Origin of the sequence: Streptomyces sp. NPDC044571 (genome assembly GCF_040647115.1) — a bacterium.
Lineage (GTDB): Bacteria > Actinomycetota > Actinomycetes > Streptomycetales > Streptomycetaceae > Streptomyces.
The window spans coordinates 1-20921 of the sequence record NZ_JBEZBN010000015.1 but is presented as its reverse complement, the minus strand read 5'-3'; the positions used below and the strand labels follow the sequence as shown (position 1 = coordinate 20921).

At 70.7% G+C, this 20921-nt stretch carries 23 protein-coding genes and 1 pseudogene; 12 read left to right on the top strand and 12 right to left on the bottom strand.

Annotation, left to right across the window (positions count from 1 at the left end; genetic code table 11):
* Positions 1-2: 2 nt before the first annotated feature.
* Both AB0B01_RS10540 and AB0B01_RS10535 read right to left on the bottom strand, forming a co-directional pair.
* Complete coding sequence (locus tag AB0B01_RS10540; protein ID WP_361715437.1) at positions 3-770, bottom strand: ABC transporter ATP-binding protein; 768 nt, start codon at positions 768-770, stop codon at positions 3-5.
* Positions 767-1273: a PadR family transcriptional regulator gene (locus AB0B01_RS10535; protein WP_356849982.1), complete on the bottom strand. Its 507-nt coding sequence runs from the start codon at positions 1271-1273 to the stop codon at positions 767-769. The genes AB0B01_RS10540 and AB0B01_RS10535 overlap by 4 nt, the downstream gene beginning before the upstream one ends.
* A gap of 168 nt (positions 1274-1441) precedes the next feature.
* Here AB0B01_RS10535 and AB0B01_RS10530 point away from each other — a divergent pair, with 168 nt between their 5' ends.
* The 6 genes from AB0B01_RS10530 to AB0B01_RS10505 all read left to right on the top strand — a co-directional run bounded on the left by AB0B01_RS10530 (position 1442) and on the right by AB0B01_RS10505 (position 8824).
* The gene (locus tag AB0B01_RS10530) at positions 1442-2716 is read left to right on the top strand and encodes an ABC transporter substrate-binding protein (RefSeq protein ID WP_361715434.1); all 1275 of its coding nucleotides are present in this window, start codon (positions 1442-1444) and stop codon (positions 2714-2716) included.
* A 213-nt stretch (positions 2717-2929) separates the two neighbouring features.
* Positions 2930-4612, top strand: coding sequence for a glycoside hydrolase family 13 protein (locus AB0B01_RS10525; RefSeq protein ID WP_361715431.1), 1683 nt, complete (start codon positions 2930-2932; stop codon positions 4610-4612).
* A gap of 67 nt (positions 4613-4679) precedes the next feature.
* The gene (locus tag AB0B01_RS10520) at positions 4680-6014 is read left to right on the top strand and encodes an ABC transporter substrate-binding protein (protein WP_361715428.1); all 1335 of its coding nucleotides are present in this window, start codon (positions 4680-4682) and stop codon (positions 6012-6014) included.
* A gap of 9 nt (positions 6015-6023) precedes the next feature.
* Positions 6024-7355 (top strand): ABC transporter permease subunit, encoded by a 1332-nt coding sequence (locus AB0B01_RS10515; RefSeq protein ID WP_361715425.1) that lies wholly within the window; start codon positions 6024-6026, stop codon positions 7353-7355.
* On the top strand, positions 7352-8290 hold the full coding sequence (locus AB0B01_RS10510) for a carbohydrate ABC transporter permease (protein WP_361715422.1): 939 nt from the start codon (positions 7352-7354) through the stop codon (positions 8288-8290). Before AB0B01_RS10515 ends, AB0B01_RS10510 begins: the two co-directional genes overlap by 4 nt.
* 78 nt (positions 8291-8368) lie before the next feature.
* The gene (locus AB0B01_RS10505) at positions 8369-8824 is read left to right on the top strand and encodes a YbhB/YbcL family Raf kinase inhibitor-like protein (protein WP_361715419.1); all 456 of its coding nucleotides are present in this window, start codon (positions 8369-8371) and stop codon (positions 8822-8824) included.
* Positions 8825-8837: 13 nt separating this feature from the next.
* Here the strand turns inward: AB0B01_RS10505 and thpR are convergent, their stop codons facing one another.
* Positions 8838-9422, bottom strand: a complete 585-nt coding sequence (thpR, locus tag AB0B01_RS10500) for an RNA 2',3'-cyclic phosphodiesterase (protein WP_361715416.1) — start codon at positions 9420-9422, stop codon at positions 8838-8840.
* Positions 9423-9532: 110 nt separating this feature from the next.
* Here thpR and AB0B01_RS10495 point away from each other — a divergent pair, with 110 nt between their 5' ends.
* The gene (locus AB0B01_RS10495; protein ID WP_361715413.1) at positions 9533-9943 is read left to right on the top strand and encodes a VOC family protein; all 411 of its coding nucleotides are present in this window, start codon (positions 9533-9535) and stop codon (positions 9941-9943) included.
* A 54-nt stretch (positions 9944-9997) separates the two neighbouring features.
* Positions 9998-10499: pseudogene (locus tag AB0B01_RS10490) on the top strand (AraC family transcriptional regulator).
* On the opposite strand, the gene AB0B01_RS10485 reads toward AB0B01_RS10490, so the two are convergent.
* From AB0B01_RS10485 to AB0B01_RS10470, 4 genes are all read right to left on the bottom strand, one after another.
* Positions 10436-11311, bottom strand: a complete 876-nt coding sequence (locus tag AB0B01_RS10485; RefSeq protein WP_361715410.1) for an alpha/beta hydrolase — start codon at positions 11309-11311, stop codon at positions 10436-10438. The pseudogene AB0B01_RS10490 and the gene AB0B01_RS10485 overlap by 64 nt on opposite strands.
* Entirely contained in the window at positions 11308-12045 is a 738-nt protein-coding gene (locus AB0B01_RS10480; RefSeq protein ID WP_361715407.1) for a TetR/AcrR family transcriptional regulator, read from the bottom strand. The genes AB0B01_RS10485 and AB0B01_RS10480 overlap by 4 nt, the downstream gene beginning before the upstream one ends.
* A gap of 12 nt (positions 12046-12057) precedes the next feature.
* A complete protein-coding gene (locus tag AB0B01_RS10475) occupies positions 12058-12831 on the bottom strand; it encodes a class II aldolase/adducin family protein (RefSeq protein ID WP_361715670.1) in 774 nt (257 codons plus the stop codon).
* A gap of 281 nt (positions 12832-13112) precedes the next feature.
* Positions 13113-13712: an SgcJ/EcaC family oxidoreductase gene (locus tag AB0B01_RS10470; RefSeq protein ID WP_361715404.1), complete on the bottom strand. Its 600-nt coding sequence runs from the start codon at positions 13710-13712 to the stop codon at positions 13113-13115.
* A gap of 125 nt (positions 13713-13837) precedes the next feature.
* Between AB0B01_RS10470 and AB0B01_RS10465 the strand changes: the two genes are divergently transcribed.
* Positions 13838-14311, top strand: a complete 474-nt coding sequence (locus AB0B01_RS10465; RefSeq protein WP_361715401.1) for a MarR family transcriptional regulator — start codon at positions 13838-13840, stop codon at positions 14309-14311.
* A gap of 159 nt (positions 14312-14470) precedes the next feature.
* On the opposite strand, the gene AB0B01_RS10460 is transcribed toward AB0B01_RS10465, so the two are convergent.
* From AB0B01_RS10460 to AB0B01_RS10450, 3 genes are all read right to left on the bottom strand, one after another.
* Complete coding sequence (locus AB0B01_RS10460) at positions 14471-14812, bottom strand: hypothetical protein (protein WP_361715398.1); 342 nt, start codon at positions 14810-14812, stop codon at positions 14471-14473.
* Between the two features lie 500 nt (positions 14813-15312).
* Positions 15313-15747 carry a hypothetical protein gene (locus AB0B01_RS10455; RefSeq protein WP_361715395.1) on the bottom strand — a complete coding sequence of 145 codons (435 nt, stop codon included), beginning with the start codon at positions 15745-15747 and terminating at the stop codon, positions 15313-15315.
* Between the two features lie 220 nt (positions 15748-15967).
* Positions 15968-16411 (bottom strand): MarR family transcriptional regulator, encoded by a 444-nt coding sequence (locus AB0B01_RS10450; RefSeq protein WP_361715392.1) that lies wholly within the window; start codon positions 16409-16411, stop codon positions 15968-15970.
* A gap of 132 nt (positions 16412-16543) precedes the next feature.
* Between AB0B01_RS10450 and AB0B01_RS10445 the strand changes: the two genes are divergently transcribed.
* The 3 genes from AB0B01_RS10445 to AB0B01_RS10435 are packed head-to-tail and all read left to right on the top strand — an operon-like array spanning position 16544 to position 18505.
* Complete coding sequence (locus AB0B01_RS10445) at positions 16544-16936, top strand: nuclear transport factor 2 family protein (protein WP_361715389.1); 393 nt, start codon at positions 16544-16546, stop codon at positions 16934-16936.
* 59 nt (positions 16937-16995) lie between these two features.
* Positions 16996-17364 carry a hypothetical protein gene (locus AB0B01_RS10440; RefSeq protein WP_361715386.1) on the top strand — a complete coding sequence of 123 codons (369 nt, stop codon included), beginning with the start codon at positions 16996-16998 and terminating at the stop codon, positions 17362-17364.
* Positions 17345-18505 carry an IS701 family transposase gene (locus AB0B01_RS10435; protein ID WP_361715383.1) on the top strand — a complete coding sequence of 387 codons (1161 nt, stop codon included), beginning with the start codon at positions 17345-17347 and terminating at the stop codon, positions 18503-18505. The genes AB0B01_RS10440 and AB0B01_RS10435 overlap by 20 nt, the downstream gene beginning before the upstream one ends.
* A gap of 538 nt (positions 18506-19043) precedes the next feature.
* Here the strand turns inward: AB0B01_RS10435 and AB0B01_RS10430 are convergent.
* Positions 19044-19493, bottom strand: coding sequence for a hypothetical protein (locus AB0B01_RS10430; protein WP_361715380.1), 450 nt, complete (start codon positions 19491-19493; stop codon positions 19044-19046).
* A 42-nt stretch (positions 19494-19535) separates the two neighbouring features.
* A complete protein-coding gene (locus AB0B01_RS10425; RefSeq protein WP_361715377.1) occupies positions 19536-20675 on the bottom strand; it encodes an amidase domain-containing protein in 1140 nt (379 codons plus the stop codon).
* Positions 20676-20921 lie beyond the last annotated feature (246 nt).

The following is a 20921-nucleotide window of genomic DNA, read 5'->3' as shown; positions in this document are numbered from 1 at the left end:
GGTCACTCCTTCAGTTCGAGTACGCGGGACACGCCGCCGGCCCGCCCGCCGCGCCCGTCACCGAGCTGCGCGTCGTCGGCGATCCGCCCGTCGAAGAAGCTGATGACGCGGTCGGCGGCGCTGGCCATCCGGGCGTCATGGGTGACCATCATGATCGTCTGGCCGCGCTGGTGGAACCGGGAGAGCAGCCGCAGCACCTCCCGGGTGCCCTTGCTGTCGAGGCTCCCGGCCGGCTCGTCGGCCAGCAGCAGCGCGGGGTGGTTGACCAGGGCCCGGGCAAGCGCGACCCGCTGCTGCTCCCCGCCCGACAGCTCCCCGGGCATCGAGCGCTCACGGCCTTCGAGGCCGAGTTCGCAGAGCAGTTCGGCCCGGGATGCGCGGGCGGCCTTGGGGGAGGCGCCGGCGAGCAGGGCGGGCAGTTCGACGTTGTCGGCGACGGTGAGGTTGGAGACCAGGTTGAAGAACTGGAACACGACGCCGATGCTGCGGCGCCGGAGAACGGCCCAGCGGGCCTCGCGGTATGCGTCGACCCGTTCTCCGCCGATCCACAGCTTGCCGCTGTCGGGCCGCTGGAGGCCGCCGATCAGATGCAGCAGGGTGGACTTGCCGGCTCCCGAGGGCCCGGTGACCGCCACGAACTCGCCCGGCCGGACGGTCAGGTCCACACCGCGTACGGCGTGCACCGGCGTGCCCTCGCCGTGGTGCGTCTTGTTCAGACCCTCGGCGCGGACGATGGGCACGGCAGGAGCGGCGGTGGCGTCGTCGCTCATTCCAGCTCCTCCTGACAGCGTTCCAGCCAGTCGAGGTCGGCCTGCAGGTGCAGCATGGCGCCCTCGATCAGCAGTTGGGAGATCTTGTTGTCGCGGTCCTCGGCTGCGGCCAGCTTCGACAGGTCCCGCATGGTGTTGAGGTACTGCCGCCGCTGCTTGTTGATCAGCGCGACCGGGTCGGCGAGACCCGACTGCGGCGCGAGCGCGAGTTTCATGAAGAACTCGTCCCGTACCCGGGGCTCCTCGGCGGTGTCGTCGAACCAGGCCAGCACGGCCTCGCGCCCGGCGTCCGTCAGCCTGTACGTGCGCTTGTTGGGCCGGCCCGACTGTTCGACGTCCTCGCCTTCGATCAGACCGCTCTTCTCCAGCCGCCCGAGGGTGACGTAGATCTGGCCGACGTTGGGCTGAGGGTACGCGGCGCCCAGGAGCTTCTCAAGGTCCTGTTTCAGCTCGTAACCATGGGCAGGGCCACGGGTGAGGAGTGCCAGGAGCGGCAGCCGCACTCGCTCCCCCTCCTTCCCGATCCGTAGTCAACCGTTCACTCGGCAGCGGACCGGGTGGCGCCGCCATCCGTCTAGTCTGCCTGGGCGTCTAGTATCGCCCATGCCTAACGGGTATATATAGGCCGCGATGGTCGGCGGCGCAGCCGGATCGTGCACTGGGAGGAACCTATGCGGTGGATGCGTGCCGCGGGTAGAGCTCTCCTGGTCGCGGCGGTGGTGGTGGCGGGATACGCGGGCTTCGGCGTCCGCTCCGACGCGGGCGTGGCCTCCGGGGCGCGCGGTCCCCTGACGCTCGTGACGGCGGGGGACCTGACCGACTACCTCTCCCCGCTGCTCGACGAATGGAACGAAGGCCATCCCGGCGAGCGCGTCACGCTCGTCGAGCTGCCCGACTCGGCCGACGAGTCCCGGGCCCAGATGATCAGCGAGCTGCGATCGGGCAGGAACCGCTTCGACGTACTGAACATCGACGTCGCCTGGACCTCCGAGTTCGCCGCGGCCGGATGGATCTCCCCGCTGGAGCGCGACCGCTTCCCCCTGGACGCCTTCCTGCGGCCCGTGGTCGACACGGCGACCTTCGACGGCCGGCTGTACGCGGTCCCGTACGTCACCAACGCCGGACTGCTCTACTACCGCAAGGACATCCTGGACGCGGAGGGCGAGAAGCCGCCGCGCACCTGGGCCGAACTGGTCCGCCAGGCCCGCACGATCGGCCCGAAGCACGGCCTGGACGGCTATGCCGGGCAGTTCCTGCCCTACGAAGGGCTCACCGTCAACGTCACGGAGGCCGTCCACTCGGCGGGCGGTTCCATCCTGCGCGACGACGGCTCCCAGGTGGCGGTGGACTCCGACGCGGCCCGCGCCGGGCTGCGCTTCCTCGCGGACGGCGTGCGGGACGGCTGGATCTCCCGGGAGGCGCTCGGATACAAGGAGGAGGAGTCCCGGCAGGCGTTCCAGGACGGCCGGCTGCTCTTCCTGCGGAACTGGCCCTACGTGTACGCGGACGCGAGCGCGCAGGGTTCGAAGGTCGCCGGCAGGTTCGGCGCGGTACCGCTTCCCGGATCCGACGGGCCCGGCACCAGCGTGCTGGGCGGCTCCAACCTCGCGGTCAGCAGCCGCTCGCGCCATCCGGCGTCCGCGGCCGATCTGATCTCCTACCTCACCAGTGAACGGGTCCAGCGCCAGGTGCTCACCGAGGGCTCGCTGCCGCCCGTGCGCGCCGCCCTGTACGAGGACCCCGAGCTGATCCGTGCCTTTCCGTACCTGCCCACGCTCCGCCAGAGCGTGCTGTCGGCAGTTCCGCGCCCCAAGAGCCCGCGCTACGACCAGGTGAGCCTCGCCGTGCAAGCCGTGGCGCAGGACGTGATGGCGCTGCGCCAGACGCCCGAGCAGGCGGTGGCGCGGCTTGCGCGCGAGCTCGGGACCATCTCCCGCAGGGGCTGAGCCCACTCCGTCGCCTCCTCCAGGGCCTCTACTTACATGTTAAGTAGGGTCCCTGATGCGTGCACAGGGTCACTTCGGTACAAACCACCCCAGCTTTCGGCTGTTTCCAGACGCATCGTTGACACCTTCCTGTAGCTGCTACTTAACATGCATGCATAACAGCGCACCTGATCCAGGGCGCTCTCGCATTCAGCAGAAACAGGTCGACGCGAGATGCTCAGCACCCTTCCGGCCGACACCGGCCGCCCCTCCCGCAGCGCCACCGCACCGGACTCCTGGTGGCGGGACGCGGTGATCTACCAGGTCTACGTCCGCAGCTTCCTCGACAGCACGGGGGACGGCATCGGCGACCTGGCCGGCGTCCGGGCCGGGCTTCCCTACCTCAGGAAGCTCGGCGTCGACGGCATCTGGCTCAGCCCCTTCTACCCCTCCCCGCAGCACGACCACGGCTACGACGTGGCCGACTACTGCGGCGTCGACCCCGTCTACGGCGACCTCGCCGAGTTCGACCGCCTGGTGGCCGACGCCCACCGCCTCGGGCTCAAGCTGCTGCTCGACATCGTCCCCAACCACTGTTCGAGCGAGCACCCGTGGTTCCGCGAGGCGCTCGCAGCGGAGCCGGGCAGCGCACCCCGCTCCCGATTCCACTTCGAACCCGGCCGCGGCCCCGGCGGGAGCGAGCCGCCCAACAACTGGCGCGCCATGTTCGGCGGGCCCGCCTGGAGCCGGACCACCGGGGCCGACGGCGCGCCCGGAGAGTGGTACCTGCACCTCTTCACGCCCGAGCAGCCCGACCTGAACTGGCGCAACCCCGCCGTGGGCGACGAGTTCGAGCGGGTGCTGCGCTTCTGGCTGGACCGCGGCGTCGACGGCTTCCGCATCGACGTGGCCGCCGGACTGTTCAAGCACCCCGAGCTGCCCGACTCGGACGACCCCGGAGCCGACGAGCGCGCCCGCGACTCCGTCAACCAGCTGGCCTGGAACCAGCCCGAGGTCCACGGGGTGTGGCGCCGCTGGCGCTCGGTGTGCGACGAGTACGCCGCCCGGGACGGTCACGAGCGGCTGCTCGTCGGCGAGGTGTCCGTGCCGACCGCACGCGAACACGCCGCATACGTCCGCCCCGACGAACTGCACCAGGCCTTCTTCTTCGACCTGCTCAGCGCCCCCTGGGACGCCGGCGCCTTCCGCGCGACGATCACCGAGGCGATACGCGACATCGCCGGCACCGGATCGACCGTCACCTGGGTGCTCAACAACCACGACCAGGTCCGCACCGTCACCCGCTACGCGGGCGAGCCCGGGGTGGAGGGCAGCGGACTGGGCGCCGCCCGCGCCCGGGCCGCCGCCCTGCTGATGCTGGCGCTGCCCGGCGCGGCCTACGTCTACCAGGGCGAGGAGCTCGGCCTCCCCGAGGTGCTCGACCTGCCCGACGAGGTCCTCACCGACCCGATCTTCCACCGCACCGGCAGCCGCAAGCGCATCCGGGACGGCTGCCGCGTGCCGCTGCCCTGGTCGGGACACGCCTCCCCGTTCGGCTTCAGCCAGGGCGCGGCCGGGGCCAAGCCCTGGCTGCCGCAGCCCGAGTGGTTCGCCGAGCACGCAACCGACCGCGCCCTGGCCGATACCCGTTCCTTCTGGCACCTCTACCGCGAGGGCCTCCAGCTGCGGCACAGCCTGCCCCAGCTCGGCGACGGCACCCTGCGCTGGCTGGAGTCGCCCCCGCAGGTGCTGGCCATGGTCCGCGGCGACGGCCTGGTCTGCGCGGTCAACTTCGGAACGGAACCGGTGCCCGCCCCGGTCGCCGGCACGCCCCTGCTCGCCAGCGGACCCTGCCCCGACGGTGTGCTCCCCGCGGCCACCGCCGCCTGGTGGACGGCAGAGTGCCCGACCTCGTGAACCAGCGGCCCGAGTGACGCCGCGCCCCGCCCCGCAGTCCCCGTACCCCCTCGAAAAGGACCCCACCATGCGACGACCCGGCAAGACCACCCGACGGACCGCGCTCACCGCATCGGCCGCCGCCCTCACCCTCGCCGCCTGCGCCACCGCCTGCGGCGGCACCACCGGCCCCGCGAGCAGCGGCGAACTCAGCGGCCAGACCGTGACGGTGGCCGGCGTATGGACCGGCAGCGAGCAGAAGAACTTCAAGAAGGTCCTGGACGCCTTCACCGAGAAGACCGGCGCCAAGACGGTCTTCGTCCCCTCCGGCGACAACGTCTCCACCTTCGTCGGGAGCAAGATCGAGGGCGGGAACGCGCCGGACGTGGTGATGATCCCCCAGGCGGGCGTGCTCCAGCAGTTCGCCAAGGCGGGCTGGCTCCAGCCGCTGTCCGACCAGGCCGCCAAGACGGCCGACTCCACCCTCGCCCCGGTCTGGAAGAACTACGGCACCGTCGACGGCACCTACTACGGCCTCTACTTCAAGGCCGCCCACAAGTCCACCGTCTGGTACGCCCCCCAGGCCTTCACCCAGGCCGGCGTCAGCGAGCCCAAGACCTACGCCGACCTGCTCAAGGCCGGCCGCACCCTCGCCGACTCCGGCCGTCCCGCCTTCGCCGTGGCCGGCGAGGACGGCTGGACCCTCACCGACTGGTTCGAGAACATCTACCTCTCCCAGGCCGGGCCGGAGAAGTACGACCAGCTCGCCCAGCACAAGCTGAAGTGGACCGACGACAGCGTCGTCAAGGCGCTGACCACCCTCGGTGAACTCTTCAAGGACAAGCAGCTCGTCGCCGGCGGCGCCCAGGCGGCGCTCGGCACCGACTTCCCTTCCTCGGTCGAGCAGGTCTTCGGCCCCGAGGCCAAAGCGGGCATGGTCTACGAGGGGGACTTCGTCGGGGGCGTCGCCAAGGACCAGTTCGGGAGGAAGCCCGGCGTGGACGCCAAGTTCTTCCCGTTCCCCGCGGTCGACGGCGGCAAGGCGCCGGTCGTCAGCGGCGGTGACGCGGCCGTCGTCCTCAAGGACGGCAAGAACGGCAAGGCCGGCATGAAGCTGCTCGAATTCCTGGCCGGCTCCGAGGCGGCCGAGGTCTGGGCCGGCGCGGGCGGCTTCCTGTCCCCGAACTCCAAGGTCGACCCGCTCGCGTACGGCGACGAGACCACCCGCAGCACCGCCGAGTCGCTGATCGCCGCGGGCGACTCGGTCCGCTTCGACATGTCGGACCAGGCCCCGGCCGCGTTCGGCGGCACCAAGGGCGCGGGCGAGTGGAAGCTCCTCCAGGACTTCCTGCGCGACCCCTCGGACCCGCAGGGCACGGCCGCGAAGCTCGAAGCCGAGGCCGCCAAGGCCTACGGGAACTGAGGCGCCGCCATGGCTGACACCCTGACCACCGGCGCCGCGGAGAACCCGCGGCGCCGGGCCCAACGCAGGAAGCGCCGCCTCGCGGTCGTCTTCGTCCTGCCGGCCCTGCTCCTGCTCGGCGCACTGGTCGTCTACCCCGTCGTCTTCTCCTTCGGCCGCAGCCTCTTCGACGCCAGCGGCGACCGCTTCGTCGGAGCCGGGAACTACGCGGCGATCCTCCACGACCCGGCCACCCTCAAGGCCATCCGCAACAGCACGATATGGGTCGTCGTCGCCCCGGTGCTGCTGACCGGCCTCGGGCTGATGCTCGCCGTGCTCACCGAGAAGGTGCGCTGGGCAACCGCGTTCAAGCTGGTGCTCTTCCTGCCGATGGCCGTGTCCTTCCTCGCCGCGGGCATCGTCTTCCGGCTCGCCTACGAACAGGACCCGGGCCGGGGCGTACTCAACGCCGTCGTCGTCGGCGTCCACGACACCTTCGAGGACACCGCCGCCTATCCGACGGCCCGCGCCCGCGAGGGCCAGGGGCTGACGGGGGCGGCGGGCGGCCCGTACAGCACCGGGGAGGGGGTACGCCCGGGCCGGTCGGTCAGCCTCGGCCTGGTCGGGGTGGCACCCGACGCGATGCCCGCCGGCGCGCAGCCCGCGGCCGCCGCGGCACCGGGCCCGCACGAGATCGGGGGCGTGGTCTACCTCGACTTCGCCCCCGGCGGCGCCGGCACGCCGGGCAGGATCGACCCGGGCGAGAAGGGCCTGCCCGGTATGACGGTCGAGGCCGTACGGGACGGCCGGGTGGCCGCGACCGCCACCGCCGCCGCCGACGGCTCGTTCCGCTTCACCGGGCTGGCCGACGGCGAGTACACCGTCCGGCTGCCCGCGGCCAACTTCGCCACCCCGTACCAGGGGGTGAACTGGCTCGGCCCGGCGCTGGTCACACCGGCCATCATCGGCGCCTACCTCTGGGTCTGGACGGGCTTCGCCATGGTCCTGATCGGCGCCGGACTGGCGGCCATTCCGCGCGACGCGCTGGAGGCCGCGCGGATGGACGGAGCCACCGAAGGCCAGATCTTCCGCAAGATCACCGTCCCGCTGCTCGCACCGGTGCTCACCGTCGTCTTCGTCACGCTGGTGATCAACGTGATGAAGGTCTTCGACCTCGTCTACATCATCGCGCCCGGACCGGTCCAGGAAGAGGCGAACGTACTGGCCACCCGCATGTGGCTGGTCTCCTTCGGCGGCGGCAACGACCAGGGGCTCGGCAGCGCGCTCAGCGTGGTGCTCCTCCTGCTGGTCGTCCCGGCGATGGTCTTCAACATCCGGCGTTACCGAAGGAGCGGAGCATGAGCAGCCACGGCACCATCGAGCGCCGAACGCCCCGGAAGACGACGGCCGCCCGGCCCGCGCCCGCCCCCGCACGTACCGCGCCCGGACCGCACCGCAGGAGCCGGCTGTCGGGCCTGCTGGGCAGCTCGGTCGTCCAGGGCCTGCTGATCCTGGTCGCCCTGGTATGGATCACCCCCCTGGCGGGCCTGCTCCTGTCCTCGATGCGCTCAGAGCGGGACAACGCCTCCGAGGGTTGGTGGACCGCCCTCACCGACCCGTCCCAGTTGTCCCTGGACAACTACGGCGCCCTGCTGAAGGACTCCGGCCTCGCGGCGGCCTTCGGCAACACCGTCCTCATCTCGGTGCCCACCACCGCCCTGGTGGTCGCCATCGCGGCACTCGCCGGATACGCCTTCGCCTGGCTGGACTTCCCCGGGCGGGACGCCATCTTCCTGGTGGTCGTGGGCCTGCTGGTCGTCCCCGTGCAGATCGGGCTGCTGCCCGTGGCCAAACTCTTCGGCGCAGTGGGCCTGTTCGGCACGATCGCCGGCGTCGTGCTCTTCCACGTCGCCTACGGGCTGCCGTTCGCGATCTTCCTGCTGCGCAACTACTTCGCCGAGATACCGCGCGAAATGCTGGAAGCCGCCCGGATGGACGGCGGCAGCGAGTGGCGGATCTTCTCCAGGCTCGTGCTGCCGCTCGGCCGCCCGGCCATCGCCAGCCTGGCCATCTTCCAGTTCCTCTGGGTCTGGAACGACATGCTCGTGGCCCTGCTCTTCGCGGACAGCGAGTCCCAGCCCCTCACGGTCGCGCTGCAGTCCCAGATGCGGCAGTTCGGAAGCAACATAGGCGTCCTCGCGCCGGGTGCCTTCCTGTCCCTGGTGGTCCCGCTGGTCGTGTTCTTCGCCTTCCAACGGCACTTCGTCCAAGGCGTCATGGCGGGCTCGGTGAAATAGCGGATCCGGCTCGGCCGGGTGGGTGGATCGGAGGGCCGGGGAGGTAGGGGGGCCGGCGGGGCGGGTAGGGCGGCGGCCGTGACTGCATTCAAGCTGACCAGCCCCGCCTTCGCCGACCACGCGGAGATCCCCCGCCGGTACACCGGCGAGGGGGAGGACATCTCACCGCCGCTGACCTGGACGGCCGCGCCCGAGGGCACCGCGGAGCTGCTCCTCCTGTGCGAGGACCCGGACGCGCCGAGAGGCACCTTCCTGCACTGGCTGGTCACGGGCATCGATCCGTGGACCGGCGGAGTGGAGGAGGGCCGGGAACCGCACGGCGGGCGGTCCTGGCCCAACGGGTTCGGGGCGGTGGGATGGGGCGGCCCGATGCCGCCGCCCGGACACGGACCGCACCGCTACTTCTTCCGGCTGTACGCGCTGGGGCAGCCGGTCCGGCTGCTCGACCGGCCCGGCGTGGAGGCGGTGCACAGCGCCGTACAGGGCACTGAACTCGCGAGCAGCACCCTCGTCGGCACGTACCAGCGGCTCTGAATCCGTCCCGGCCTCAGTGGCCGCCGCCGAAGCCCCACGCTTCGATGTCGCGGTAGTGGATCGGTCCCGGGCCGCGGCCGATGTTGCTGGCGCACAGGTGCAGGCGTTCGGCATGCCACCCGCCGCCGCTGAACGCGGCGAGTTCACGGGCGGCCTTCACGACGCTGGACGGGTCGTCGCGCCGGGACCGGGCCAGCGTCAGATGGGGGCGCAGGGGCCGGTCCTCGAAGGGGACACCGCACTCCTTGACCACGCGGCGGACCTCGGCGGTGAGCTCGTGCAGCCCGTCGAGGTCTCCCCCGATCCCGCTCCACAGCACCCGCTCGTCGAAGTGCCCGCCGCCGCGCAGTGCCAGTCGCAGGGGCCGACGCCGTGCCGCGAGCTCCGCGAGCGGCGGCTGCAGGAGGGGAACGGTGGCCACCGGGAGCTCGCCGAGGAAGGCCAGGGTGATGTGCCAGTCCTCTATGCGGTTCCACCGCATCCGCGGGTACGCCTCGTAGGAGGGCCGCAGCCGGCGCTCCAGCTCTTCCTTCGCCTCGTCGGGCGGGGCGAGCGCTATGAACACCCGGACGGTCGAGGGCTGGATCTGTTCGTTCACGAAAGACTTCGTACACCATCGGCTGCCCGGACGGTTGGCGGACCCTCCCCGCACAGAAGGATCAGGATCGGAGAAGCGCCGGCCACCGCGCGGGAACTACCGTGAGTGCCATGGACCTCACCATTCACACGACCTCGCTCCCGCACGACGATCCGGACGCCTCCCTGGCCTTCTACCGCGACGTCCTCGGCTTCGAGGTCCGCAGCGACGTCGGTCAGGGCAGGATGCGCTGGATCACGGTCGGCCCCGCCGACCAGCCCGGCACGTCCATCCTCCTGGCACCGCCGGCCGCGGACCCCGGGATCACGGAGGAGGAGCGCCGCACCATCGTCGAGATGATGGCCAAGGGCACCTACGGCTGGATCCTGCTGGCCACCCGGGACCTCGACGGCACCTTCGCGAAGGTGCAGGCCGGCGACGCCGAGGTCGTCCAGGAGCCCACCGAGCAGCCGTACGGCGTGCGCGACTGCGCCTTCCGCGATCCCGCGGGCAACCTGATCCGCATCCAAGAGCTCCGCTGAGCCGGCCGTTCGGCACCTCGATGAAAGCGGCACCTCGCTGAAAGGAGCTCTCCCATGTGCCGTCCCGCGTGGGCGCGTGCACTCACCGCTGCGCAGCGCCTGAGCGAATTCGCGCGGCTGCGCCGCGTGCGCGACCGGATCGACCGGGAGTACGCGCGGCCGCTCGACGTCGAGGCGCTGGCCCGCGACGCGGACATGGCCGCCGGGCACCTCAGCCGCCGGTTCCGGCTCGCCTACGGCATGTCGCCGTACGCCTACCTGGTGGCACGCCGCATGCAGCACGCCACGGCGCTGCTGCGGCGCGGCGACCTCGGCGTCACCGAGGTCTGCTTCGCGGTCGGCTGCCCGTCGCAGGGCATCTTCGCCACCCGCTTCACGGAGCTGGTCGGCACGCCGCCGACGAGGAGCGTATCGGCGCGCTCGTCATGAACGCCGGTGGGCTGAGCCGGGTGCGCGGGCACTCGGGCTGCCCCGGGGCTTCGCCGGTCCTCCTCACGGCGCCAGGAACGCGGTGAGTGCCGCCGCGACCTCCTCCGGGTCCTCCAGCTGCGGATAGTGCCCGACAGCCGGCGGTCCCGCGAGCTCGACGACCCGGGCCTGCGGCATGCGCGCCCGGATCCGGGGCAGCACATGGGCCCCGCTGATCGGGTCCGCCGGCCCCCACACGAACAGCACGGGCCCGGGGAAGCCCTCCAGGGCCGAGCTCCAGCGCACGGCGTGCCGGCGGCGCTCGTCGACGTACCGCAGCAGGCGCGGGGCGAGGCGGTGCCCGCCGGCGCGGGACGCGGCCGCCCACAGGTCGCGCATGTCCTCGTCGTGGACCGGCCGCCCCAGTACGGCGCGCAGGGTCGCGGCGAACCGCCGCTCCGTGGTGAGCGGCGCGAGCAGCGGGCCCAGGGGGCCGTGCAGCAGGCGCTGGATCGGCACGGGGCGGTGCAGATCGGGGTACAGGCCGCCGTTGAGCCAGGCCATGCGCGTGATCCGGGCCGGGTCGCGGGCCAGCAGCTCCTGGCCGACGCTCACCCCGTAGTCGTGGGCGACCAGGGCGGTGCTGCCGGTCCCGTGCCGGTGCCAGACCTCCTCGACCAGCCCGGCCTGGTCGAGCACCGAGTAGCGGTGGCGCCGGGGCTTGTCGCTCTCGCCGAAGCCGAGCAGGTCCAGGGTGGTGACGCGGAGCCCGGCCGCGGCGAGCGCCGGGACGACGGCGGCCCAGTCGTGGGAGGAGCTCGGGAAGCCGTGGAGGAGGGTGACGGGCGCGCCGTGCGCGGGCCCGTCCTGGCGTACGAAGACCGAGTGACCGCCGATCCGCAGGGTACTGCCGCCCTCGGTCCACCGGCGCAGGGGCGGCAGGACGCGTCCGACGGTCATGCCGAAGCCTCCTCGGCGTGCAGGTGGCCCAGCCCGTACAGCAGCGTCCGCAAACCGAACTCGAACTCGGCATCGGAGTCGAGCGAGTTGAGCAGTTCGGCGTGGCGGTGGACCACCGGGTGGGTGAGAGGGGAGAGGGCCGCGAACAGTTCGGCCATCGCGGCGCGCTGTGCGGCGGTACGGGCCGCGCCGCCGGAGTCGAGTACGGCGGCGCCGATGACGAAGTGGGTGACCGTGAGGTAGACGTGGACGGCCGACGGCGGGGCCCACCCGTGGGCGAGGAGCTGCGCGAGGGCGTGCTCACGGGCCCGCAGGGCGTTGGGACCCAGCAGCTGACCGGTCGTCAGCAGCGGGACGACCGCCGGGTGTGCCGCGAGGACCCGGCGGAACTCCCTGGCCCCCCGCTTCAGGCCGGCCCGCCAGTCCCCGTCGAGCGAGGGCAGCCGGATCTCGCCGAGCATGTGGTCGACCGTCTCGATCAGCAGCTCCTCCCGGCTCGCAACGTGCCGGTAGAGGGAGGTGTGGCGGACCTGGAGGTGGTCGCCGAGCCGGCGCATCGTGAGCGCCTCCAGGCCTTCGCGGTCGGTCAGTTCCAGCGCACCCGCGGTGATCCGGTCGAGCGTCAGCCCGCCCTGGCGGGGCCTGCGCCGGCCGCGCTCGGCGTACCGGGCCTGCCACCAGGCGGGGGATCCGGGCTCGTGGGGGCCGGGCCCGGCTTCGAGGGGGAGTGTCATGGACGGCTGCGCCTACTCGACGAGGTCGGGTTCGGTACGGACGATCTCGTCCCAGAGGGGCTGGAAGGAGAACCAGCCCGCGAGCGGGAACCCGGTCTGGTCCCGGGTGTGCCGGGCGGCCTCGGGCTCGATCAGGTGCGGCGTTCCCGCAGCCTCCGCCAGCAGCTGGGCCTGGGCGCTGCGCTCCATGGAGATGAACCACCAGGCCGCCTCGTCGACGGATTCGCCGACGGTGAAGATGCCGTGGTTCTGGTGGATGACGGCCTTGTGCGGCCCCAGCCCCGCGGCGAGCTGCCGTCCGGCCTCCTCGTCGACCACCACCGCGCCGGCGCCGTCCCGGTGGACGGTGTGCTGCTCGTACAGGGCGCAGGCGTCCTGGGTGATCGGGGCCAGCAGGCGTCCCAGACTGGAGAAGGCCTTGCCGTGGACGGCGTGGGCGTGACAGGCGGCGACCACGTCGGGGCGGGCGGCGTGGATCGCGGAATGGATCACGAATCCGGCCCGGTTGACCGGGCGCCTGCCGTGGCGGACCTGTCCCTCGTGGTCGACGAGGATCAGGTCGGAGACCCGGATGTGGCGGAACGACATGCCGAACGGGTTGACCCAGAACATGTCGGGGTGCTCGGGGTCCCGCACGGTGATGTGCCCCGCGACCCCTTCGGAGAAGCCGAGCCGGCCGAAGATGCGGCAGGCGCCGGCGAGCCGCTGCTTGCGGTGCTCCCGCTCCTGCGCGGGATCGCTGAAGACGGGCGGCAGGGGCACTTCGAGGCCCTCCTGCCGCGGCACGAACGCACTGCCGCGCAGCCCGTCCCCGCCGCCGTTCCCTGGAACGGCCTCCGGACCGGCTCCTGCCGCGGGGCCGGTCCTGGTGTCCGGCTCCTGGTGTCCTTGAGTGCTCGTCGTCTGCTCCACGCCGCGCCTCATTTCTTATGCGTCCGATGGACGCACATCATGAGTCCATCGGACGCATCACACAAGACCCGCGGCTGACGGCAAGGGCCGGTCCGGCCGGGCGATCGGCACGCCGCCGTGAACGGTCCGAGGGCGGGGCCGCGGAGACCGAGGGGTCACTTCTCGGCTTCGGGGGCCGTGCCGGGGGAGTAGAGGAAGGAGAAGCGCTCCATCACGTTCCGGCGCTGGGTGTTGTGGAAGGCGGCGATCCGCCACGCACCGTCGCCGTCGCGGACCAGGGTGTACGTCTGAACCTTCGAAAGCTCCTCGGCCGCAGGCTTGCCGCCGGTGTAGTCGTCGCCGCGGCCCGTGAGCAGGACGACGTCCTTGCCGAGGAAGCGCATGTCGAGGTAGGTGGCCGCGAGCTTGCTGCCCTTCAGGAAGTCCTTGAACAGCGCCCGGTGGCCTTCGGTGATGTCGTCGCGGCCCTCGTAGTGGCTGCCCATGTACGTGGTGTACGTGGCGTTCTCGGTGAACAGGCGGCCGTACGCGTCCGCATCACCCCGTCCCCAGGCGGCAGTGAGGGCATCGAGGACGCCACAGACGGCCTCGCCGTCCGGGCGGCCGGCGCCCGCGGGGATGACGTCGGTGCAGGCTTGGGCACCGGTGCGCCGGACGTCGGAGGTGGCGTCGAGGTAGAGGTATGCGCTGCCGGCGCCGAGGGCGAGGACGGCGACGGTGATGAGGGCGGTGCGTTTGAAGGCCTTGACGTTCACGGCTGAATACCTCTCGATCGGTCCGGGCGGCGGCAGGGCAAGGGAGGCCCCACGTGGCTACACTGGTGCAGTAACTGCACGCATGCATTATCTGCACGTATGCAGATAAGAGGCAAGGGGATGATGTGGCGACCGAGGAGCGGGATGACCGGCGGGCGGTCTTTCGGGACTACGTCGATGCCGTGGGGCTGCACGGCATGGCGGGCGCAGAGGCGGCGGGCCTCCATGCGTCCGAGTGGTACGCACTCAGCCGCATCACCCTGGCGGGCGGGCTCACTTCGGGGGAGCTGGCATCCGCCACGGGACTCACCACAGGTGCGACGACACGTTTGATCGACCGGCTGGAGCGCGCGGGTCATGTCCGCCGCACGGCAGACCCCGCCGATCGGCGAAAGGTCGTCGTCGAAGCCGTCCCCGATGCACTGGCGCAGGTCGAGGCGGTGGTGGCGCCCGCGCGGCGCCGGATCGCCGAGGTCCTCGCCGGCTACACGCCGGAGCAGCAGGTGGTGCTCTTCGACTACTTCACCCGGGCGGCTCCGGCGTTCCGGGCCGCGACGGAGGAGATCCGGGCGGTGAGGCAGCAGCGCAAGGACAGCTGAGGCCCTGACTCCCGGTTCCGCCGGTGACGCACACCGGCCCCGGTGGCGGTCGGCGGGCACACGCAGGCACCGCCCGACGCGAGTGCGTCGGGCGGTGGGTCACCGGGGTGGTGGGACGAGGCGCGGAACGGGGGCCGGGCTACCGGTCCGCTCACCGACTCAGTCGTCGTCGGGCGCCGGGAGGAACCGCACGGAGATCGTCCTCTCGATCGTCTTCTTGATCACCTTGCCGTGGCGGTTCTTGGTAGTCTTGGTGACCGTCGTGGTCTTGGTGACCTTGACCCGGCCGTCGGAGAGGGTGCGTTTGACGGTCGTCGTCTCGATCTTGACCGTGGTCGTGGTGCCGGTGTGGGCCTGGTGGCCGGGCGCCGTCTGTACGGCTGCGGTCGGTGCCGCCGCCGGTGCGGCGAAGGCGCTGGAGGGCAGCAGCGCGCCGCCTGCGGCGAGGACCCCGGAGACACCGAGGAGGGCGAGACGCTGGGCGAAGGACGTGCGGATCATGGTGGACTCCTTGTAGTCGAGATGGCCGGGGGCCGAGGACCGGCCCTGTCCGGAGGCCCTGCCGGGCCCGTGTTTCCATTGGGCCCCAGAGGCCGGGGGCTGGTCATGTCCCTGGAAGTCGGGACTTGACGCGGAGCACCCGACGCAGTAGCGAGCGGCGCGGGGCCGCTCACGGCTGCCCGGGCGGCGCGTCGGGCACGAATCGGCGCTCCTCGGTACGGCGCGCGCAGCGCAGTACGGTGGTCGGCGCCCCGGACTGGCGGCGGTCACCCGGGCTGCCCGGAAGCCCCGGCGAGCGGCACCACGGGGTTGCCGCGCTCGATCGGGCAAGCCTTTGACACGACATCGCTTTTTTCAGCTCAGACATTCATGAAGAATGCCCCAGAGTGTCGTCACACACAGGCGCCGGAGAGGCTGGGGCCTCTCCGGCGTCTGCTGTAAATGTGTCAATGGTGGGGGTGCGAGGGGCCGCCTTTCTGCAGCTGGAGTGCTGTCGCCCGTCACTTGCCGAGCTTGGCCTTCAGGTTCTGCTTGACCTGGTCCTTGATGACCTGGGCCTCGGTCTTGCTCACGATGCCGCCGGTGCCCGTGCCGTCGCCGCCCACGGAGGTGGCGTCGCCCTGGTTGATGGCGTCGGCGCTGGCGTTGCCGCCCGTGGCGGCACCGGTCTTGATGTCGCATGCGCCCTTGCATTCGGTGACACCGGAGTTGGCATTGCCGCCCGTGGCCTCGCCGCCGACCGTGGTGTTCTCGGCGTTGGAGTCGCCGCCGGTGCCGATGCCGTCGGCGCTGTCCGCGGGGAGCAGGGAAACGGCCTGCTGCGGGGCGGCGACCGGGGCGGCCATCGCCGTCGCCGGCAGTGCGATACCGCCGCCCAGCAGTGCCACGGAAGCTCCGGCCAGGACGATACGACGGGTCGAGAAACGCTGGAACATGGGAATTCTCCATTCGGTGTAAGAAGAGGTTGTGGATGCCGTCCCGGAATGGGTCGGCGGCAATTTTCCGTCCTCGTTTCTCCGGTGCTTTCTCCGGTGAGGGCGTACTTCAAATAAACCCTGTGGGCGGATGTGCGTCACGCCCCTCGAATACGTGGCTTGACGCCGAGGGCCGACCTTGATAAAGGCCGCTGGACAGGCTGAGCGAGCCGTTGCCCTGTCAGGCGAAGGGGCCTTCGCTGGTGAAACGGCGCAGGTGGCGGGCGAACGTCTCGGCTTCGCCCGGCGGCCACGAGGACAGGCTCGCCATGATGTGGGCGGCAAGCCGTGTGCGCAGTTCTGCCACTGCGAGTTCGCCCTGCTCGGTGAGGACGAGCAACTGCGCGCGCCGGTCGGTGGGGTCCGTTTCGCGACGGACGAGGCCTGCGGCCTCCAGTCGGGAGGCTCGGCGGGTGACGCCGGAGCGGTCGAGTCCGGCGTCGGAGGCCAGGTCGGCTGCGCTGCGCGGTCCGGTCCGGGCAAGTGCGCTGAGTACCGGGTACGTCAGCGCGTCCACCGCCTCACCCATGCCCTCGGTGAGTTCCCGGTGCAGCTGTGCGCGAGTGGTGCGCCGCAGCAGGACGCCCAGCGCGTCGGCGATCTCGTGTCCGACTTCGTTCTCCATCCCCGAAGACTAGCGTGCGCTGCGCACGCATCTCTGTTACGGTCACAGCAAAGCGTGCGCAGCGCACGCATTCTCGTGCCGAGGGCCCTCTCCCTCGCCCTGCCCTCGCCCTGCCCCTCGAAGGGAAGTCGCATGACCCGCACCGGGATCAAGCCCGCCCTCACCGATCTGATCTTCAGCAGCGAGCTCTCCGTCGAGGAGGCCGTCGACCGCCACTTCGCGCCGGAGTACCGGCAGCGCACCGACGGGCGGTGGGACGACCGCGCCGGGTTCGTCGAACACATCACCCATGTGCGCGGCGTCGTCTCCGGCGGCCGTGTGGAGGTCCACGACGAGCTGTACGACGGCAGCAAGTACGCCGACCGGCACACCGTCCACCTCACCAAGACGGACGGCTCGACCGTGTCCATGGAGGTCTACGTGTTCGCCGAGCTCGGAACCGACGGCCGATTCAGCCGCATCGAGGAGACCACCCTGCTGCTCCAGGGCTCCGACGCCGATCGCCATATCGGCAGCGCCCGCTAGCCGGCCCTGCACGCCGTACGGTGCGGTCGGCAGACCTATAGGCGGCCTAGCCTCGCCTCGTGAGCGACCACCACGAACACGAAACGGTCAAGGCCGTCCCGGACGGCTACACCACCGTCACGCCCTGGATCATCGGAAACGACACCGCAGCGCTCATCGACTACCTGGAGCGGGCTTTTGGCGCCGAGGACCTGGGGCGGTTCGCAAGGGCCGCACCGCCGCCCATTCCGCGTCCGTCATGTCCGACGGATACCGGCGCTGCCGGCCGGGATGAGCGACTACGTTTTCCTCGGCACGGCTACCGCAGCAGCTCTGGCCATCTGGCTCCGCACATGATCGCCCGGACAAGTCCTCGTACTGCAACGGTGTTTGCCGTGACGGTTGGGCAGGTCGGTCGTTGGTCAGTTCATGGGCGGGGAACTTGCTGATGCCCGGTCGTGGGCCGGTGAACTGAAGTCCTTGCATGAGCGGTTCGTGCACCGTTTCGCCAGGTCGGAGCCGCGGGAGTCGGCTCTTGCCTATATGCGGGGGCTGATAGCTCCGCTGGAGCGGAAGAATGGCTGGACGTTGGCCGAGGAGGCCGGGCATGCGGGTCCGGACCGGATCCACCGGCTGCTGAACCGGATCGACTGGAACGCGGACGAGGTCCTGGACGACGTGCGGGACTACGTCATCGAGCACCTCGGCGATCCGGAAGCGGTGCTGATCGTGGACGACACCGGGTTCCTGAAGAAGGGTGTCCGCTCGGCCGGGGTCCAGCGGCAGTACTCCGGAACCGCCGGCCGGACTGAGAACTCCCAGATCGGGGTGTTCCTCGCCTATGCCGGTGGCGGGGGCCGCACGCTGATCGACCGCCGCCTGTATCTGCCTACGTCGTGGACGGACGACCGGGAACGCTGCCGGGCCGCCGGCATCGACGACACGGTCGCCTTCGAGACGAAAGTGGTGATGGCCAAGGCCATGGTCCGCCGGGCGGTCGCGGACCGGATCCCGTTCCGGTGGGTGACTGCGGATGCCGCCTACGGCTTCTCCAAGGGCTGGCGTTCCGAGCTGGAGCGGGCGGATGTCTTCCACGTCATGGCCACCACCCGGCATGACACCGTCGTCACCCGCTGGGCCATCGACCACCCCGTCCACGACCTGTTTCCCGGGCTGCCCCGGCAGAAGTGGAAGCGCCGTTCCTGCGGCGACGGCGCCCACGGCCCGAGGGTCTATGACTGGGCCCGGGTCGAGGTCCGTCCCTGGCACCGCGAGGACCGTCGTCACTGGGTGATCGCCCGCCGAAGTGTCCGCCGGCCCGAGGAGATCTCCTACTACATCGCCTACTGCCCGGACGGGACCACACTCGACGAGCTGATCCGTATCGCGGGAAGCCGGTGGGCAGTGGAGGAATGCTTCCAGACCGCAAAGCAGGAGTGCGGCCTGGACGACTACCAGGTCCGCCGCTACGACGGCTGGCACCGCCACATGACCCTGGCCATGGCCGCACACGCCTGCCTGACCGTCCTGCGGGCCCGCGAGCTCGACACCGGGAAAGCAGAAACGGATCCTCCCAGCTCATACCCCTGACCCTCCCCGAACTCCGACGCCTGATCAGCCGACTCACCCGGCCCCGCCCGAGCATCGACCACGTCCTGCACTGGTCACTCTGGCGCCGCAGACGCCAGCTCCAGGCCCGCACCAGCCACTACAAACGACGCGGCCACACACCCACCAGACGCCGACAAACCATCAGAGCAAAGACCGTTGCAGTACTAGCCGGTCGAGCAGCCGCAGGCGATTCCGCCTGCGGCTGCCGCAACCTGCGCGATTCGCGGCTAGGGGAGGAGTACCTCTTGGCAGGCCACCTGTATCGCTTGCCTGGGGACTCCTTCGAGTTCGCTCTGGGTTTGGCGACACACCAGGCGATGCTGCCGGCGACGGCGGCCTCATAGGCAGCCTCGGCAACCGCCTTCTTCAAGCCGAGAGCCTTCAGATGCGTCACGCACGACGCTTCGCTTGCGTGGGCTGCGGGCGCAGCGGTCAGTGTCAGTCCGCCGGTGGCGAGGGCGCCGACGCCGCAAGGGCGGCGATTCGAGCGCGAAGAGTGCGCATATCTGTGCTCCGCCTACTCCGTCGGCGACGGCCGTGACGTCTGTGCCGGTGTCTTCGGTGTGCCGCCCGGGTTCGTGCCCAGGACGACGTACCACGACTTCCCCTTACGGGTTAGCGTCAGCGTCTCGTTGACGGGCCGGCCCTTGTCGTCCGTCGCGCGGACCTGGGCGTCTGCCGTGTCCGGGCCGAACTCGTGACTGACCCGGACGTCGTTCACGTGCAGCTTGCGTCCGCCCTGCGCGGCGACCAGCTTCTGCGCCTCCTCCTCCGTCCCCGCGTTCCCGGGCGGGCCGAGTTTCGCCAGGGCCTGCGCATCCCGGTCGTTGAGCGCCTTCACGTACGCGACTGCGGTGTCGCGCTCGTTTCTCGCCTTCCCCTGGTCGCCGCCCCCGCCCCCGTCGCACGCGGCCACGGACAGGACCGCGACCGCCGTAACGCACACGATGCGAAGTGGTGTCTTCATGTCGCTCCAGAGGAAGGCGAGCCGGTCAACGCCGGTGAACGATCAGGTGCGGTGCGCGTACCACGTCGTGTGCGGGCGCGCGGCGAGGAGGTTGGTGAGCTTGCGGTTGTGTGTGTTGTTCGTGTGGTACGTCAGGTAGATCTCGTCGGCGCCCGAGAAGCCCGTCACGATCATCGTGTGGTCGATGGTGTTGTCACGGTCCCAGTCCGCCTGCAGCACGTCGCCCAGGCCCATCTGCCAGACATTGGACAGGATCCGGGTGCGCTGCGAGTGCTTCGTGGCGAACCAGTACCAGTTCTCCGCACCCGCCCAGGTGTAGCTGGTGGTCCAGGTGTGGCCGCCGTAGTACCACTTGTCCTTGTCCTTGCGGTCGAAGTACCCGCTGCCCTTCTGCTTCCAGCCACCGGCCTTCATGGCCTGCGAGATGAAGTTGGTGCAGTCGTTCCCGTAGGTGCGGTAGCTTCCGTTGGGGTTCTTCCAGTAGCGGTTCGCATAGTTGACCATCGCCGTGTAGTTGTACCCGGCGGCCAAGGCGGTCTTGTCGTTCGCGGTGCGCTGTCCGGCCACGTGGCCGGTGGCGGAAGAGGCCGTGCGTCGGTCCTCGTTTTTCGCGCCTTCCGCGGGTTGCTCGGTCTTCGGCGGGGTGGTGTACGTGGTGACGTCCCCCGCGCCGAGGTCCGGGCGGTCCTCGGCGAGCACCCACTTGCCGGCCGCGTCGTGCGTGAAGGTGAGCGTGTGGTCGAGGACGTACTCCTCGGCCTTGGGATCGTCCGCCGAGCGGACGTTCGGATAGAAGAGGCTCGTGCTCTCTGTCAGCCGGAGCGTGGCCTTGTCGCCCTTGTGCTCCGCCTTGCCCGCGGTGACCGTCACCTCGGCGCCGGAGTAGCCGCCGCTGGCCTTCTCGTAGACGCGGCCCATCCCGGCGAGCTGGGCGAACTCCGTCGTGAGGCCCTTCCGAAGTTCTGGTGTGGCACGGTCGGGCACGACCGGGGCCAGGCGGTGGGCTCCGGCCGTGGTGACCGAGTCGGCCCGCTGCTGCAGGTACGCGCGGGCGACCCGGGTCAGGTCCCGGACCTCGCTGCCGGCGAGCGGGCGGGGCTCCGCCGTTTCCGCGGACGCCCCGCTCCCGGCGGCGGATGCCGGTACGGCCGCGGTGAGCGCCACGACTGTCGCTGTGATCAACGCGTACGGTAATCGGCGAGCGATCTTGCTCATGCTTCCCCCTGTTGTGATGGCTGAATGCCTGTATCAGGCTGCTCTTGAAGAGGGCGCATGAGGCAGTAGCCGAGCCCTGATGTCCGAATGTCGACGCTGATTGGCGCGAGAGCGACTTACTGATCATTTCAGAATGAGGTTCGGAGTCGGCGCAAGCAGATGATGCTGCAGGCGAGTTGGAGCAGTCCGAGGTGGAGGTCGGCGCGTATCTCG